This window comes from Streptoalloteichus hindustanus (genome assembly GCF_900129375.1).
GTDB lineage: Bacteria > Actinomycetota > Actinomycetes > Mycobacteriales > Pseudonocardiaceae > Streptoalloteichus > Streptoalloteichus hindustanus.
This window is the reverse complement of sequence record NZ_FQVN01000004.1, coordinates 648,620-663,827: the sequence shown is the minus strand read 5'-3', so window position 1 is coordinate 663,827 and position 15,208 is coordinate 648,620. Positions and strand designations below refer to the sequence as shown.

14 protein-coding genes are annotated in these 15,208 nt (G+C 75.8%); 5 read left to right on the top strand and 9 right to left on the bottom strand.

Annotated features, from left to right (window positions below; all coding sequences use genetic code 11):
* Nucleotide 1 precedes the first annotated feature (1 nt).
* Both BUE43_RS15895 and BUE43_RS15890 read right to left on the bottom strand, forming a co-directional pair.
* On the bottom strand, nucleotides 2-1,420 hold the full coding sequence (locus BUE43_RS15895) for a glycosyltransferase (RefSeq protein WP_073483749.1): 1,419 nt from the start codon (nucleotides 1,418-1,420) through the stop codon (nucleotides 2-4).
* Between the two features lie 18 nt (nucleotides 1,421-1,438).
* Complete coding sequence (locus BUE43_RS15890; protein WP_073483747.1) at nucleotides 1,439-2,410, bottom strand: universal stress protein; 972 nt, start codon at nucleotides 2,408-2,410, stop codon at nucleotides 1,439-1,441.
* 188 nt (nucleotides 2,411-2,598) lie between these two features.
* Between BUE43_RS15890 and BUE43_RS15885 the strand changes: the two genes are divergently transcribed.
* The 5 genes from BUE43_RS15885 (at nucleotide 2,599) to BUE43_RS35970 (ending at nucleotide 8,079) form a co-directional block, all read left to right on the top strand.
* On the top strand, nucleotides 2,599-2,820 hold the full coding sequence (locus BUE43_RS15885; protein WP_073483745.1) for a DUF1918 domain-containing protein: 222 nt from the start codon (nucleotides 2,599-2,601) through the stop codon (nucleotides 2,818-2,820).
* Between the two features lie 87 nt (nucleotides 2,821-2,907).
* Nucleotides 2,908-3,957, top strand: a complete 1,050-nt coding sequence (locus BUE43_RS15880) for a P-type ATPase actuator domain-containing protein (protein ID WP_073483743.1) — start codon at nucleotides 2,908-2,910, stop codon at nucleotides 3,955-3,957.
* A 116-nt stretch (nucleotides 3,958-4,073) separates the two neighbouring features.
* Nucleotides 4,074-6,749, top strand: coding sequence for a cation-translocating P-type ATPase (locus BUE43_RS15875; RefSeq protein ID WP_073483741.1), 2,676 nt, complete (start codon nucleotides 4,074-4,076; stop codon nucleotides 6,747-6,749).
* Nucleotides 6,750-6,827: 78 nt separating this feature from the next.
* Complete coding sequence (locus BUE43_RS15870; protein ID WP_073483739.1) at nucleotides 6,828-7,742, top strand: universal stress protein; 915 nt, start codon at nucleotides 6,828-6,830, stop codon at nucleotides 7,740-7,742.
* Between the two features lie 148 nt (nucleotides 7,743-7,890).
* Nucleotides 7,891-8,079: a transposase gene (locus BUE43_RS35970; RefSeq protein ID WP_200797553.1), complete on the top strand. Its 189-nt coding sequence runs from the start codon at nucleotides 7,891-7,893 to the stop codon at nucleotides 8,077-8,079.
* 381 nt (nucleotides 8,080-8,460) lie between these two features.
* On the opposite strand, the gene BUE43_RS15860 is transcribed toward BUE43_RS35970, so the two are convergent.
* The 7 genes from BUE43_RS15860 to BUE43_RS15830 form a co-directional block, all read right to left on the bottom strand.
* Nucleotides 8,461-9,465, bottom strand: a complete 1,005-nt coding sequence (locus BUE43_RS15860; protein WP_200797528.1) for an Acg family FMN-binding oxidoreductase — start codon at nucleotides 9,463-9,465, stop codon at nucleotides 8,461-8,463.
* Nucleotides 9,466-9,614: 149 nt separating this feature from the next.
* Nucleotides 9,615-10,523: a universal stress protein gene (locus BUE43_RS15855; protein ID WP_073483737.1), complete on the bottom strand. Its 909-nt coding sequence runs from the start codon at nucleotides 10,521-10,523 to the stop codon at nucleotides 9,615-9,617.
* A gap of 86 nt (nucleotides 10,524-10,609) precedes the next feature.
* On the bottom strand, nucleotides 10,610-11,083 hold the full coding sequence (locus BUE43_RS15850) for a hydrogenase maturation protease (protein WP_073483735.1): 474 nt from the start codon (nucleotides 11,081-11,083) through the stop codon (nucleotides 10,610-10,612).
* A complete protein-coding gene (locus BUE43_RS15845; RefSeq protein WP_073483733.1) occupies nucleotides 11,080-12,375 on the bottom strand; it encodes a Ni/Fe hydrogenase subunit alpha in 1,296 nt (431 codons plus the stop codon). The genes BUE43_RS15850 and BUE43_RS15845 overlap by 4 nt, the downstream gene beginning before the upstream one ends.
* Nucleotides 12,359-13,147, bottom strand: coding sequence for an NADH-quinone oxidoreductase subunit B family protein (locus BUE43_RS15840; protein ID WP_073483731.1), 789 nt, complete (start codon nucleotides 13,145-13,147; stop codon nucleotides 12,359-12,361). Before BUE43_RS15840 ends, BUE43_RS15845 begins: the two co-directional genes overlap by 17 nt.
* On the bottom strand, nucleotides 13,147-14,007 hold the full coding sequence (locus BUE43_RS15835) for an FAD/NAD(P)-binding protein (RefSeq protein ID WP_073483729.1): 861 nt from the start codon (nucleotides 14,005-14,007) through the stop codon (nucleotides 13,147-13,149). Before BUE43_RS15835 ends, BUE43_RS15840 begins: the two co-directional genes overlap by 1 nt.
* Nucleotides 14,004-15,134: a 4Fe-4S dicluster domain-containing protein gene (locus tag BUE43_RS15830; protein WP_073483727.1), complete on the bottom strand. Its 1,131-nt coding sequence runs from the start codon at nucleotides 15,132-15,134 to the stop codon at nucleotides 14,004-14,006. The genes BUE43_RS15835 and BUE43_RS15830 overlap by 4 nt, the downstream gene beginning before the upstream one ends.
* Between the last annotated feature and the right edge of the window lie 74 nt (nucleotides 15,135-15,208).

Here is a 15,208-nt window from a genome sequence, read left to right as displayed (position 1 = left end):
GTCAGCCGACCTTCCGCGGCGACGTGGCGGTCCCGACCGAGGCGTCCCGGCACTGCCGTGAGCAGAAGCGGCGGTGGTGGCCGTCGACGTCGGCGGTGAGGGCGGGCAGGCCGGCGGGCAGGCTGATCCCGCAGCACGGGTCCTGGTCGACCCGCTGGTCCGCGGGGCCGCCGTTGACCAGCTCGTCCAGCATCGTCAGCTCGTCCAGCAGGAGCCGGGGGAGCAGGAAGTGCCGGCGCACCCGCTCCTGGCCGGCGGCGCCGAGGGCGCGCGCCCGGTCCGGGTCGGCCAGCAGCGCGACCATGCCGGCGGCGCACTCCTCGACCGAGTCGACCAGGAGCCCGCCCGCGCCGTCGGCCATCTGCAGGGGGATGCCGCCGGCGCGTCCCGCCACCACCGGCGTCCCCTTCCACAGCGACTCCGACACGACCAGGCCGAACCCCTCCCGCAGCGACTTCTGCACCATGACGCCGGAGAGCCGTTGGAAGGCGTTGACCTCCACGTTGCCCACGCCGGTGAGGTTGGTGAACACGTGGACGTCGGGGTCGTTGTCGCTGACGGCGGTGATCTCGCGGTAGATCTCCCACGCCTCGGGGTCGTCCAGCGCCATCGAGCCGACCAGGGCGAGCTGGAGGCCGGGAACCTCGGCCCTGGCCAGCCGGTAGGCGCGGATGACCCCGAGCGGGTCCTTCCACGGGTCGAACCGCGACACCTGGGTGACCAGCGGTCGGTCCGCTTCGATGCCGATCCAGTTCAGCACCGAGGCCGCCGTCGCGCGGTCCAGGGGCATGTTCTTCGGGCTCAACGGGTCGATGGCCGGCGGCATGATCCGCACGCGCTCCGCCGGCAGGTCCGGCGGGACGAACTCGGCCGAGGTGAAGACCGTCCTGTCGTGGCGCAGGACGAAGTCGCGGAGGTAGGACCAGGTGTGCGGGTCGGGCTCGGCGGTGTCGATGTGGCAGCGCCAGACCCAGCGCGCGGGGGAGCTGTCCACGAACGACCTGATCGCGCTCGGTTGGGGGTCGTGCGCGACCACGACGTCGAAGTCGTCGAAGTCCGCGTCCGCGCCCAGCATCGCGGCGTTGCGCCGCGAGGTGTCCTCGTACACCCGGCGTTCGGCGGGGGTCGGGGTCGACGCCGCACCCTGCAGCGCGTTGTGCATCTTCTTGGTGACGGTGAAGAACGCCTCGTTCCCCGCGATGATCTTCCAGCGGGTGGGGATGTCGAGGTCGTTGCAGAGGGGCACCGCCGAGCGCAGCAGCTCGGACACCCCGCCGCCGTACGGGGTGGCGTTGAGGTGCAGCACGCGCAGCCCCCGGAGTCGGGCCGCCACCGCGGCGAGCGCGTCGAGCACCTCCTCCGGCGCCACCCCTCGATAGCTGGCCAGGGAGAACTCACCGACATCGACCGTATGCAGCACAGCTCCTCCTGGTCCGGCTCAGTGGTGCTCGACGGGCGGGACGCCGGGAACGCCAGGAACGCCGGGAACGCCGGTGCCGTGCGGGGTCGACGGCGGCGACGGGGCCACCGCGACCGGGCAACCGGCCCTGCCCAGCACGAGGTCGACCACCCGGACCGGGAGCCACGGGTGGCGGGGACGGCCGAGCACGACCAGGCGCGCTCCCGCGGTGCTGTCGGCGAGCACGTCCGGCACCGCGCCGCGCAGCGCGGCCTGGCGCACCGCGACGTCGGGGTAGCGCTCCCGCCACGGGGCGAGCGCGTCGCGCAGCAGCGGGTAGTCGTTGGGGAACGGGACGACCTCGGCCTCCTGACGCGGCTCGCGGCGGGTGGCGCCGATGACGTCGCTGCCGAGGCGTTCGACGTGGACCACGGCCAGCGGCCAGTGGTGGGTGGCGGCCTCGGCGAACCCCAGCCCGAGCGCGGGCGCCGAGTGGGCGCTGCCGTTGACCGCCACCACCACGTGGCCGGTGAACGGGCCGTCCCCGACCGGGATGCGCGGGGGAACGGCGACGACCGCGCAGGGCGCGTGGGTGAGGAGGTCGCTCGCCGTCGAGCCGAGGAACCGGGCGGCCACCCGGTTGCGCTCGCGCAACCCCAGCACCAGCACGTCGCCCGGTCGGGCCACGGCGCGCAGCGCGGCGGCCGGGAAGCCCTCAAGCAGGTGCGCCGCACGGGGGATGTCGGGCCGTTCCGCCTCGACCACGCGGAGCGCCTCGGTCAGCACGGCCACGGCGGCCCGGCTCGGCGCGACCGGGCTGGCGGCGACGGGCAGCACCGCCCCGCCCGGCGACGAGTAGGCGCGGGGCGCCGGTCGCCAGCAGTGGTAGATCCGCAACGTCCTGCCGTGGGCGGCGGCCTCCTCGGCCGCCCACCGCACCGCCGGCCAACCGGCCTCGGTGCCGTCCACCCCGACCACGATGCGTCCCGGTCCCGCGTCGTCCACGTCCATCGCCGGCCCTTCCGGTTGGCGTCGGCCTATCCTGAGGTTCCCCGCTGGGTGCGTGGTTCATCAGGGGCTTTCGGCCCGGTCCACGACGTCTGTTGGACGGTGTCGGCGCCCCGTGCCGGCGACCTAGCGTCAGGACGTGATCAGCGGGTCCGCCGTCGGCGGCCCCGCGCGTCCCGAAGGAGCTCGACATGCGAGCACGTGTCGGAAACTGGCTGGTCGTCGAGGGAACCCGGGTCGACGACGGTCGCAGGGAGGGCCAGATCATCGAGCTGCGCCACTCCGACGGCTCCCCGCCGTACGTGGTGCGGTGGCTGGACAACGGCCACGTGAGCCTGGTGTTCCCCGGGCCGGACGCCCGGGTGGTCGAGGGGCCGCCCCACGCCGTGTCCCACGCCGACCGCGCCGGATGACCGCTCCGGGCGTGGCGACAGCCGAGGTGAGCAGCGATCGAGGCTTGACCGCGCGCCCTTGACGCGCGGTCGGGGCGGAGGTGTCCCGTGAACGCCATCAACGCCGCGCGGCGACGGACGTCGGGCCGACGGCCTGTCCGACGCGACCGGCTCGGACTGGCCGCCGCGGTCGTGCTCGGCCTGCCCGCTCTGGGTCTGGCCGCGGTGGCGGGCGGGGCGCCGCTGTTCGCCGTGGCCGGCCTCGTGCTCGTCGGCGGTCTCGCGCTCGGGGAGGCGGCTCGCCGCTGGGCGGAGCAGGACCTGCGCCGGGTGTGGAGGGCCGCGCCGCGATGGGCGAACCAGCGGATGACCCGCGGGGTGCGCACCGTTCCCGCCGCGCGGGTCGGGCCGGGCGACCTGGTGGTGGTCCGGCAGGGCGAGATGGTCCCGGTCGACGGGCGGATCGCCGGCGTGGGGCTGTTCGACGAGTCGGCGCTCGGCGCGGGAACCCGGCCCCGGTGGCGCTCACCCGGGGGCGCTGTCCTGGCCGGCGCCACCAATCTCGGTCCCGACGTCGAGCTGTGGGCCACCACGGGCGCCGACGACAGCGCCCACGCGGCCCTGCGGAACGCGGTCGTCGCGTTGCGGGTGGCCGAGGAAGCGCTGGTCAACGCCCTGCGTCGGCTCGGGTTCGGGCTCGGCGTCGCGGGCCTGCTGGCCGCCGCGGTCGTCTGGGCGCTGACCGGGGAGCCGGCGCGGGCCGCGTCGGTGCTGCTGGTCGCGACGCCGCTCCCGCTGCTGACGGCCTCGGTGGTGGCGATGACCGCCGGAGCGTCCCGGGCGGCCCGACGCGGGGTTCTCCGGGACACCGCGAACCCGCTGGCCGGCGCCGTCGCCCGACGCGCCAGGCGGTGCGCGGTCGGCGCCGGCTGCCTGGCGCTCGTGCCGGGCCTGGCGGGTGTCGCCGCGGCCTTCGGCCACCTCGCGCCGATGACCGCGTTGCTCGTGCGCGCCGTCGTCGACGCGACCGCTCTCGGTGTCGCGCTCCTGGCGCTGTTCCCGCCGCTGTGCCCGTCGCTGCGGGGGCGGGCGCGGGGGAGCGAGCGCCACGACGGTCCCGGGACGTCTCTCAACGCGCTTCTGGGTCTGCCCGGCTGAGGGCTCGCCGCCGTCGCGTCCGCCGCGACGCCGACCGCCGCAACCCCTCGGGCCGTGTGGGCTCTGACCACAACCTGTGCCGCGTCGGCGGCGAGCCGGACGGAAGGTGATGGCACATGAGCGTGGTGGGGTCCACCCCCGACCAGCGGGAGGCCACCGACGAACAGCTCGGCCTGACCTCCGCCGAGGCCAGGCGACGGTTGGGGCGGGACGGGCCCAACGTGCTGCCCGCGGCGCGGCGTCCGCACCCGGTGCTGATGCTGGCCGCGCAGCTCGTGCACTTCTTCGCCCTCATGCTCTGGGCGGCGGCCGGGCTCGCCCTGCTGGCCGGGATGCCGGCGCTGGCCGTCGCGATCGCCGTGGTCGTCCTGCTCAACGGCGTGTTCGCGTTCGTCCAGGAGTACCGGGCCGACCTCGCCGCCCAACGCCTGCGCGAGCTGTTGCCGAGTCGGGTGACGGTCCGGCGCGACGGGCGCGCGGTCGTCGTCGACGCGGCCGACCTGGTCACCGGCGACGTCGTGCTGCTGGATGCCGGCGACCGGGTCTGCGCCGACCTCTCGCTGCTGCGCGCCCACCGCCTGGCCGTCGACGAGTCGCTGCTGACCGGGGAGAGCGTCCCGGTCCGCCCCGAACCCGGCGCCACCCTGCACGCCGGCACCCACGTCGTGGAGGGGCAGGCGGTCGGGCTGGTGTCCGCCACCGGCTCCGGGACCCGCCTGGCCGGCATCGCCGTGGTCACCCAGCGCGCCCACCGGCCCCGCAGCCCCCTGTCCGCCCAGCTCCACCGCGTGGTCACCGTCGTCGGCGCGATCGCGGTGGGCGTGGGCGTCCTCTTCTTCGGCGTGGCGGTCGCGCTCGGGTTCGACGCCACCTCGGGTTTCCTGTTCGCCATCGGGGTGACCGTCGCGCTGGTCCCGGAAGGGCTGCTGCCCACCGTGACGTTGTCGCTGGCCCGCGCGGCCCAGCGGATGGCCGGGCGCAACGCGCTCGTGCGGCGGCTGGAGTCGGTGGAGACCCTGGGCGCGACGACCTTCATCTGCAGCGACAAGACCGGCACGCTCACCCGCAACGAGATGACCGTGGTCCGGGTGTGGACCCCGCGGGGCGAGGCCCGGGTCAGGGGAGAGGGCTACGACCCGGACGGCGAGGTCCTCGCGTCGGAGGCCGTGCGCGAGGCGGTCCGCGCGGTGGCCGACAGCGCCGCGCGCTGCTCCCCCGACGCGCACGCCGTGCGGAAGCAGGACGCGTGGCGTCCCGTCGGCGACCCGATGGAGGTGGCGCTGCACGTCCTGGCCGCGCGCGCCGGCGTGCCCGAGCCACCCCGCGCCCGGGAACGCCACCCGTTCGACCCCCGGCGTCGCCGCTCCTCGGTCGTCGACGTCGACGGCGTGCACGTCACCGGGGCCATGGACTCGGTGCTGCCGCGCTGCGCCGCCCCACCCGAGGCCGCCGAGGACGCCGAGGCCGCCGCCCTGCGGATGAGCCGAACCGGGCTGCGCGTGCTGGCCGTCGCGCGTCGGCGCGCCCCCGTCCCGGCCGCGGCCGACGACCCCGAGCACGACCTGGAGTTGCTGGGGCTGGTCGGGCTGGAGGACCCGCCCCGACCCGACGTCGCCGCTGCCATCGCCTCCTGCCGCCGCGCCGGCATCCGGGTCGCGATGATCACCGGCGACCACCCGGCCACCGCCGCCGCCATCGCCCGCGAGGTGGGCCTGCTCGGCCAGGACGAGCTGGTGGTGGCGGGCGGGGACCTGCCACCCGACGAGGCCGCCCTGGGGCGCCTGCTGGACCGCGACGGCGTGGTGGTCGCCCGGGTCACGCCCGAGGACAAGCTCCGCATCGCGCGGGCGCTCCAGGCCAGGGGGCACGTCGTGGCGATGACCGGGGACGGGGTCAACGACGGCCCCGCCCTGCGCGCCGCCGACATCGGCGTCGCCATGGGGGCCTCCGGGACCGACGTGGCCAGGGAGGCGGCCGACCTGGTGCTGCTGGACGACCACTTCGCCACGATCGTCGGCGCGGTGGAGCTGGGCAGGGCCACCTTCGCCAACATCCGACGCTTCCTGACCTACCACCTGACCGACAACGTGGCCGAGCTGGCGCCGTTCGTCGTGTGGGCGCTCTCGGGCGGGTCCGTCCCGCTGGCGCTGTCGGTCCTGCAGATCCTCGCCCTGGACATCGGCACCGACCTGCTGCCCGCCCTCGCGCTCGGCGCCGAGCCGCCGCACTCCCGCACGATGGCCGGGCCGGCCCGTCGCGGCCGCCTGATCGACGGGGGCGTGGTGCGCCGCGCCTTCGCCGTCCTCGGCCCGACCGAGGCCCTGGTCGCGGTGGGCGCGTTCGTGCTGGTGCTGCTCGGCGGCGGGTGGCGGCTGGGGCAGGACGCCCCGGCCGGCCTGCTCGCCACGGCCTCCGGCACCGCCTTCGCCGCGGTCGTGTTCGGCCAGCTCGCCAACGCCTTCGCCTGCCGCAGCGAGACCCGCTGGGTCGGGCGGGTGGGCCTGCGGGGCAACACCCTGCTGTGGTTCGCGGTGGTGTTCGAACTGGCCGTGTTGCTGGCGGTGCTGTCCGCGCCGTACGTGCCCGCCCTGCTGGGCGGCACCACGCCGAGCCCGTGGGGTTGGGCGCTGGCGCTGTGCGCGGTTCCCGCCGTCCTGCTCGCGGACGGCGCCGACAAGGCCGTGCGGGCGCTCTCGACGCGGCGACGGACAGCGGGCGCCAGCTCGGGGCGAGCGCCTCGCCGGCGGCCGGCGGCCCGGCCCGTCCCGGCGCCGGAAGAGCGGGACGCCTGAAGGGCGGGGGACCTTCTGCCCTGCCGACCTGGACGGGGTCGCCGCATGCTGGGCACGTCGAGACGGAGGAGGCGGGCCATGCGCGCGGTGGGACCGGTCGTGGTCGGGGTGGACGGTTCGACGAGCGCGCAGCGGGCGGCGCGGTGGGCGGCCCGAGAGGCGGGCCGCCGGAAGGCCCCGCTGGACGTGGTGCACGCGTCGCTGTGGCCGGTGGTGCGCACTCCCGGTGGCTGGCTGGTCCAGGGCGGCCACCAGGCCCTGCGGGACGCGGCGAACGCCGTGCTGGCCGAGGCCGTGGCGACGTGCCGGGCGGAGGAGCCGTCCGTCGAGGTGCGGGGCCACCTGGTGACCGCGTCGCCGACGGCGGTGCTCATCGACCGGTCCCGGGAGGCGCGGCTCGTGGTGGTGGGCAGTCGGGGGCTGGGTGGCTTCACGGGCCTGATGGTGGGGTCGGTGGGAGTGGCTCTGGCGTCGGCGGGGCACTGCCCGGTGGTCGTGGTGCGCACGGGCGCGGACGCCACGGCATCGTTGACGGAGGGGGCGCCGGCGGAGGGGCCGGTGATGGTGGGGGTGGACCTCTCACCCCTGAGCGACGCGGCGGTGGACTTCGCCCTGCGCGCCGCGACCGACCGGAACGTGCCGCTCCTGGCCGTCCACGCCTGGCACAACCCGGTGGACAGCGACTTCCTCACGCACCTGCTGACCGCCGACGTCGGCTGGGACGAGCAGCGCCACCGCGCCGAACAGGCCCTGCTGGACCGGCTGGTGCGGTGGCGCGAGGAGTATCCCGAGGTCCCCGTCGAGGTGCGGGTGGTGCCGGAACGGCCCGCCAGGGCGCTGTTGACGACGGCTGGGAGCGAGCACGCCCAGCTCCTGGTCCTCGGAGCCCGCGGCCGGGGCAGCGTCACCGGCATGCTGCTCGGCTCGACCAGCCACGCGGCCCTGCACCACGCGCCCTGCCCGGTGGCGGTGGTGCGCAACCCGGTCGGCTGAACCCCGCGCTCCGCGTGGTTTCTCGACGCGGACTCGGCGAGTCGTCATGGAAAGCCGGACCACTCACGCCTGTGAGGGCTTGGGCGGTGTCCTGTGAGTCGGAGATCGGGGTGTCTGGTGGTTCTGGCGCACGGTTGGGCGTGGTGAGCTGACCGATCGGGCGTGGGCGGCGGTCGAGCCGCTGTTACCGGTGTCGGGGTGTGGTCGCGGGTGGCGGGATCACCGCCAGGTGATCAACGCGATCCTGTGGTGGCTGCGCCCCGGCGCTCCGTGGTGGGACCTGCCCGACCGGTGCGAACCGTGGAAGGTTGCGCACGAGCGGCCCGGGGCGGACTGAGCACCAAGATCCACCTCGTGGTCGACGGACGCGCCTCTGCCGTTGCGCATCCTGATCACACCCGGTCAGGCCGGGGACAACCCGCAACCGCTGCCACTGCTCGACGGCATCCGTGTTGCCCGCCCCCGGGCCGGGACCCCCGCGTCCGGCCCGAGGCGGTGATCGCGGACAAGGCGTACTCGCACCGGTCAACCCGCACAGCGCTGCGCACCCGGCGCATCGCGTTCACCTGACCGGAACGCGACGACCAGATCGCCCACCGCGCGAGCCTGGGTCGCGTGGCGGGCGGCCACCGACCTTCGACGTCGTGGCCCCCTCGCCGACAGTCCCCGGCGCGCCACGAGCCGGGCTCGTCCGGCGCGTCGAAGCCGGTCACCGCGGTCACCAGGGAGGGGGCACGGAGACCGTCTCGGCGAGGGGGCGCCGGGCGGTGGCGGGGATGCCCAGGGGGTCGCCGGCCGGCCAGCCCAGCCGCAGGACGATCTGGGGTTGGCCGGAGCCACCCAGGGCCGCCGTCCGGACCAGGTCCCGAGCCGGCTCGACCTCGGGCACCTGGCTGAGGGGGCAGGTGGCCAACCCGCTGTCGGTCGCGGCCAGCAGGACGGCGCTGAGGGACTCCCCGGCGGCCAGCCAGGAGCCCTGGTCGTCGCCGTCGGTGGCCAGCACGCCCAGCGCCGCGCCGTCGTCGACGGCGTGGGGCGCCGCCAGCGAACCGAGCCCGGCCTGCTGGAAGTCCCGGGCGGGCATGCCCCGGTCCCCTGGCCGCCGGTCCGGGAGGTTGGCGGCGGGCACGCCCTCGTCGGCCACGCCGGAGCGGCCGGCCCACGCGGCGAGTTCGGTGCGGTAGGCGGGATCGGCCCGCTGGGTGGCGTCGGCGTGGCCGATGGCGACCACGAGCTCGCGACGCGCGGTGGGTTGGTCGACGACGACCCACCGCGCGCCCTGTTCGGCGGCGGCGCTCGTCAACCGGTCCAGCACCGGACGCGGGACGGCGTCGGGCAGGAACGGCCGCCGGTCGGTGTGGCGCCGGGAGGCGGCCAACGCCAACGCCACCTCGTCCGGGTCGATCTCGGGGTGGCGGACGAACTCCAGGGTGGCCAGGTGGTCCGGCTGGTCGGGGCGGGGCAGTCGGTGCGCCGTCACGCGCCAGCCCAGCGCGGCGAAGGCGACCCGGGCGTGGTGGAGGGCGGCCCCGCAACTGATGACGAGCTGCCGCCCGGCGGGGTCGGTCGCGGGGAGCTGCCGGGACCGGTCGGCGTGCAGGCGCACCGAGTGCGCGTCGACCTCCCACCGCCAGGGCTGGGTGTTGTGCAGCGAGGGCGCCCGGCCGGCGACGGCCAACGCCGAGTGGATGGTGCGACGGTCCGGTGTGCTCCTACCGGTCATGGCTGCTCCCTGTGGAGTGCGGTCGTCTCTCGACTGTGGCCCGCGCGGCGCGGGCCGGCCCAGGGCACAACGGCACGGTGGGCGAGGCCGTTCAGCCCGTTCAGTCCGTTCCGCGTCGCCGCGTGCGGTCCGCCGCGGTCGTGGCGCGGTCACGGCTCCGACCGCGCGTGCGGTCGCACGACCGCCACGGGGCACGGCGCGTACCGGAGCAGGGTGTGGCTGACCGAGCCCAGCAGGACCCGGCGGACCGCACCGCGGCCGTGGCTGCCCACCACGACGAGGTCGGCGTCCTGGGCCTCCCGCAGCAGCGCCTCGGCGGGCCGCTGCTCGCCGACCACCCGCCGCACCTCGACGTCGGGGTGGCGGTCGGACCAGCCGGCCAGCGAGCGGGACAGGGTGTCCTGGGCCTCCTCCCGCAGCGCCGCCCAGTCGACGCCCCAGGCGCGGGCGGGGTCGAGCGCGTCGAAGGGGAGCGTGGGCCAGGCGTGCACCGCGACGAGTCCGGCGCGGTGGCGGGCGCAGAACTCCACCGCGAACCCGACGGCCTCGACGCTGGTCGGGGAGCCGTCGACGCCGACGACGACCCGACCGGCCGCCACCGGCCGCTCCCGCGGCTCGCCCCGCACGAGCACCATCGGCGTGACGACGCGTCGCGCCAGGTCGGTGGCGGTCGAGCCGACCAGCATCGTGACGGCCGAGTTCACCTCCGAGGCCCCCAGCACGAGGAGCTCGGCGTCACCCGCCACGGCGTCCAGCGCCGCCACCGGTTCGCCCGAGACGACCTCGGTGCGCACCCGCAGCCCGGGCACGGCGAGCCGGCACTGCTCGGCGACGTCGTCGAGTTCGGCCGCCATCGCCCTGCGCAGCGGCTCCTCCGACACCGCCGAGACCGGCAGCCGGAGCCAGGCCAGCTCCGCCAGCGGCCAGCGGAAGGCGTGCGCCACCAGCAGCGGCCTGCCCCGGCTCCCCGCCTCCGCCGCGGCCCAGCGAGCCGCCCGGCGGGCGGACTCCGACCCGTCGAACCCCACCACGACGGCGCCGTGCGACCTGGCGGTCATTCCGCATCACGCTCCCTGACGGGTCCTCGTGCGGCACGCCTCGTCCGGGCCCGGCCTGGACGGTGGCGCGGTGCTCAGCGCCGTGCTCAGCGCGGTGCCCCGTCGCCCGCCGTGGCGGCCCCGACCTCGCGCAGCACCGTCTCGGCGACCTCCGGCACCGCCCGGGCGACCGGAGGGGACAGGCCGAGGCCGAAGCCCACGTCAGCGACCTCGATGGTGAGCACGACCAGCCGCTCCGGCAACCCGTCCAGCGCCCTGGCCAGCTCCACCGCCTCCGGCAGCCCCATCCCGTGCGAGCTGGTGGGGCCGCCGGGCAGCCGGTTCACCGCGCTGTGGTGCACCCGGCCCGGGCGAGCGGGTTCGGCGGTGGCGGCGTCGACCACGACCGCCAGCCGCACGCCCCGCCACGCGTCCAGCAGCCGGGAGGGCTCGCCGTCGGTGCCCACCACCCGCACCCCCCGGGGCAGGAGCGGGCGCACCCGGGAGACGACGGCGAGGCCGACCCCGTCGTCGCGGCGGAACTCGTTGCCCACCCCGATCACGACCGCCCAGTCGCTCACGCCCGCTCCACGGTGAGGTCGAGGAAGTGCGCCGAGCAGGAGATGCACGGATCGTGGTTGCGGATCGCGCGCTCGCACAGTTTCGTCAGCTCGCCGTCGTCCAGGTCCAGGTTGTCCTGCACCACGCGGCGGAGGTCGTCCTCGATGGCCAACTGGTTCTGCGCCGTGGGCGGCACCATGTCGACGGAGTCGAGCAGGCCCGCGTCGTTCAGCACGTACCGGTGGTAGAGCACCCCGCGCGGTGCCTCGGTGGCGCCGTGCCCGACCGCGGCGCGGGCCGGCACCGGGACGTGCGGCGCGGCGGGCGGTTGGTAGTGGTCCAGGACGTGCAGCGCCTCCTCGACGGCGTGGACGACCTCCACCGCCCGCACGACGATGCTGCGGAACGGGTTGCGGCACGGGCCGTCCAGGCCGGCCGCCCTCGCCGCCTCCGCCGCGGCCGGTCGCAGCCACTGCGCGTTGAGCGCGTACCGGGCGAGCGGGCCGGTCAGGTGGCGACGTCCGTCCAAAGTGGACTGAAGTGCGGTGGAGTGCGCGACCTGCCGCTCCACGACGTGGTCGAGGAACTCCTCGACGGGGAACTCCAGCCCGCCGCTGGTGCGCAGGACACCGCGGTCGACGGCGTACTCGCCCGGCTCGTGCAGCGCCAGCAGCTCGTGGTCGGTCTCCACGTCGGGGAAGTCGAACGTGGCGACCCAGGCCGCGGTGGCGACCGCGTCGTCGAGGGCCTGCCGGAGCTGCTCGCGCAGCCGGCGGAGGTCGGCGGGGTCGGGCAGCCGGTAGAAGCCGCCGAGACGCACGTTGATCGGGTGGATGGCGCGCCCGCCGAGCAGCTCCATCACCGCGTTGCCGGCCCGCTTGAGCGCGAGACCGCGCTCCACCACCGCCCGGTCGCGCCGGGCCAGCGTGATGGCGTCGGGAACGCCGAGGAAGTCCGGCGCGTGCAGGAGGTGGATGTGCAGGGTGTGGCTCTCGATCCACTCCCCGCAGTACAACAGCCGGCGCAGGTCGGCGACCCCGGCGGCCACCCGCACCCCGCAGGCGCGCTCGATCGCCTGGCAGGCGCTCATCTGGTAGGCGACCGGGCAGATGCCGCAGACGCGCGCGGTGATGTCCGGGGGCTCGGTGTGCGCCCGCCCGCGCAGGAACGCCTCGAAGAAGCGGGGCGGCTCGTAGATGCGGAGCTGGACCTCCTCGACCCGCCCGTCGCGGACGCGCACCCGCAGGGCGCCCTCGCCCTCCACGCGGGACAGCGCGCCCACCCGCAGGTGCCGGCTACTGCGATGGCTCATCGGTCTCTCCCCTGGCGGAGGCGAATCCCGGCGCGGCGGCGTTGAAGGTGTGGAAGACCCGGTCCAGCTCGGCGTCGCCCATCCCGCAGACGCGGAGCTGGCGGATGAGGGACCTGGTGTTGGGCGCGCGGACCGGCCCGAAGCAGCCGTAGCAGCCCCGGCGGTAGGTGGGGCACAGCGCGCCGCACCCGGCGTGGGTGACCGGGCCGAGGCAGGGCGTGCCGTCGGCCACCATCACGCAGGTGTTGCCGCGGCGCTTGCACTCGGTGCACACGCTGTCGTCGGGCAGGTCGGGTTCGCGCCCGGCGAGGAAGGCGGACAGCACCGCGACGAGCTGTCGGCGGTCGATGGGGCAGCCCCGCAGCTCGTAGTCGACGCGGACGTGCGCCGCGATCGGGGTCGACGTCGCCAGGGTGTCCACATAGGACGGTGTGGCGTAGACGACCGAGCGGAACTCCTCGACGTCGGCGAAGTTGCGCAGCGCCTGCACCCCGCCGGCCGTGGCGCACGCGCCGATGGTCACCAGCACGCGGGACCACTCGCGCACCTGCCTGATCAGCCGCTCCTGCTCGGCCGTGGTGATCGACCCCTCGACCAGGGAGACGTCGTACGGTCCGGGGTCGGCGCGGCTCGACGCCTCCAGGAAGTGCCGGATCTCGACCTGCCCGGTGAGGGCGAGCAGGTCCTCCTCGCAGTCCAGCAGGGTCAGCTGACAGCCGTCGCAGGAGGTGAACTTCCAGACGGCCAGCGTGGGCGTGCTCCGCTCGGCCATCACAGCTCCCGCACGGCCAGCTGGGGAGCGGCCGCGGAGTACGGCACGACCGGCCCGTCCCGGCACAGCAGCAGCGGCCCGAGCTGGCAGTGTCCACAGTGGCCTATTCCGCACTTCATGTTGCGCTCCAACGACACCCGCACCCGCGTGGCGGGCACTCCTCGGTCAAGCAGCAGCGCCGCGCAGCGGCGGATCATCACCTCGGGGCCGCACAGCAGGGCCACGGTGCGCGCGGGCTCCAGCGCGGTCTCGGCGAGCGGCGCGGTGACCAGGTCGACCCGGCCCGGCCAGTCCGGGCCCGCCCGGTCCACGGTGACGTGGACCTCGACGTCGGCGCGACGCCGCCACCGCGCCATCTGGTCGGCGAACACCAGGTTCTCCGGGTCGCGCGCGCCGAGGACGGCCACCACCCGGCGGTAGTGGGCGCGGTGCGCGAGCGCCTCCAACAGCGCGGGGCGGAGCGGGGCTAGCCCGCACCCGCCGCCGACGAGCACCAGGTCGCCGCCCCGGGCCGAGGGGACGTCCCACTCGGTGCCGTAGGGGCCGCGAGCCCCGACGACCCCGCCCACCGGGGTCCCGGTCAGCGCCCTGGTGACCGCGCCGACCACCCGGATCGTCTGCTCCAGGACGCCGTCGGTGGCGGTCGGGTCCCCGCTGACCGAGATGGGCACCTCGCCGACGCCGGGGGCGAGCAGCATGGTGAACTGCCCCGGCCGGAACGGGGGCAGGGCGCTCCCCGTGGGGGCCAGGCGCAGGGTCACGGTGTCGTGGGTCTCCCGCCGTCGTTCGATCACGCGGTGGGGGACCGGCGTCATGGGGTCGGGACGTCGGGCGTGGGTGGGGGCTGCCGCGGTCGTCATGTCCCGACCTCCCGGGAGGCGAGGGCGGTGAGGCTGGCCGCCTCCTCGGTGATGTCGATGCCCACCGGGCACCACACGATGCAGCGCCCGCACCCCACGCACCCGGAGCTGCCGAACTGGTCGTACCAGGTGCTCAGCTTGTGGGTCATCCACTGCCGGTAGCGGCTCTGCCTGCTGGTGCGCACCTCGCCGCCGTGCAGGTAGGAGAAGTCCAGGTCGAAGCAGGAGGACCAGCGCTGCCACCGCTCGCCGTGCTCGCCGGTGAGGTCGGTGACCTCCTCGGTGGTGGTGCAGAAGCAGGTCGGGCACACCATCGTGCAGTTGCCGCAGGCCAGGCACCGGGAGGCGACCTCGGCCCAGTGCGGGGACTCCCGGCTGTCCACCAGCAGCGCCCGCAGGTCGACCTCGGGCATGGCGCGTCCCATGTGCTCGGCGGCGTCGGCCAGGTCGTCGTCGGCCACGCGCAGGTCGGCGTCGGTGGCGGCCCGGTGCGGCAGGGCCGCCAGGAGCTCCTCGCCGGCGGCGCTGCCGACCTCGACGAGGAACCGGTGGCCGGCGTCGTCCACCCGCTCGGTCAACGCCAGGTCGAATCCGGCGGGGGCGCGGGGTCCGCCGCCCATGGACACGCAGAAGCAGGTCGCGCCGGGCTCGGTGCAGTTGGCCACGATGACCAGGACGCCGTCCCGCCGGGCGGTGTAGCCGGGGTCCGGGTACCGGCCACCGGCCAGGACCCGGTCCAGCACGCCGATGGCGACCAGGTCGCAGGGCCGCACACCCAGGAACGCCATGCGGCGCGACGGCTCCGGCTCGGGCTCCACGGTGAGGTCTCCGTCGGAGGTGTCGGTCGACAGCAGCCGCCGCCGCGCCGGGTGCAGGAACGACTTCCACGACTGCGGCCCGGCGGAGTGCGCGAACACCGCGTCGTCCGCGCGCCGCACCACCCGGTAGCGCCCGGCCTCGGTGTCCACTCCCCAGCCGGAGACCAGGTCGTCGCCGTCGTCGAGTTCGGCGAGCACGATCGCGTTCTCGCGCAGGGTGGGACCCACCACCACGTAGCCCTCGGCGTGGAGCAGCCCCACCAGCTCGACCAGGGCCGAGTGGTCGATCACCGCGACACGGTCCGTCATGTGTCGACCCTGCTCTCTGCGCGCCAACCCGGCCAGGGCCCTCCGGCCCGGTTCGCCGGGCCGGAGGGCACCGG

Coding starts and splice junctions, on each gene's coding strand:
- BUE43_RS15855 (WP_073483737.1), bottom strand. CDS start 10,523: ATGACCGCCAGGTCGCACGGCGCCGTCGTGGTGGGGTTCGACGGGTCG.
- BUE43_RS15870 (WP_073483739.1), top strand. CDS start 6,828: ATGCGCGCGGTGGGACCGGTCGTGGTCGGGGTGGACGGTTCGACGAGC.
- BUE43_RS15835 (WP_073483729.1), bottom strand. CDS start 14,007: ATGACGACCGCGGCAGCCCCCACCCACGCCCGACGTCCCGACCCCATG.
- BUE43_RS15830 (WP_073483727.1), bottom strand. CDS start 15,134: ATGACGGACCGTGTCGCGGTGATCGACCACTCGGCCCTGGTCGAGCTG.
- BUE43_RS15845 (WP_073483733.1), bottom strand. CDS start 12,375: ATGAGCCATCGCAGTAGCCGGCACCTGCGGGTGGGCGCGCTGTCCCGC.
- BUE43_RS15890 (WP_073483747.1), bottom strand. CDS start 2,410: ATGGACGTGGACGACGCGGGACCGGGACGCATCGTGGTCGGGGTGGAC.
- BUE43_RS15860 (WP_200797528.1), bottom strand. CDS start 9,465: ATGACCGGTAGGAGCACACCGGACCGTCGCACCATCCACTCGGCGTTG.
- BUE43_RS15840 (WP_073483731.1), bottom strand. CDS start 13,147: ATGGCCGAGCGGAGCACGCCCACGCTGGCCGTCTGGAAGTTCACCTCC.
- BUE43_RS15875 (WP_073483741.1), top strand. CDS start 4,074: ATGAGCGTGGTGGGGTCCACCCCCGACCAGCGGGAGGCCACCGACGAA.
- BUE43_RS15885 (WP_073483745.1), top strand. CDS start 2,599: ATGCGAGCACGTGTCGGAAACTGGCTGGTCGTCGAGGGAACCCGGGTC.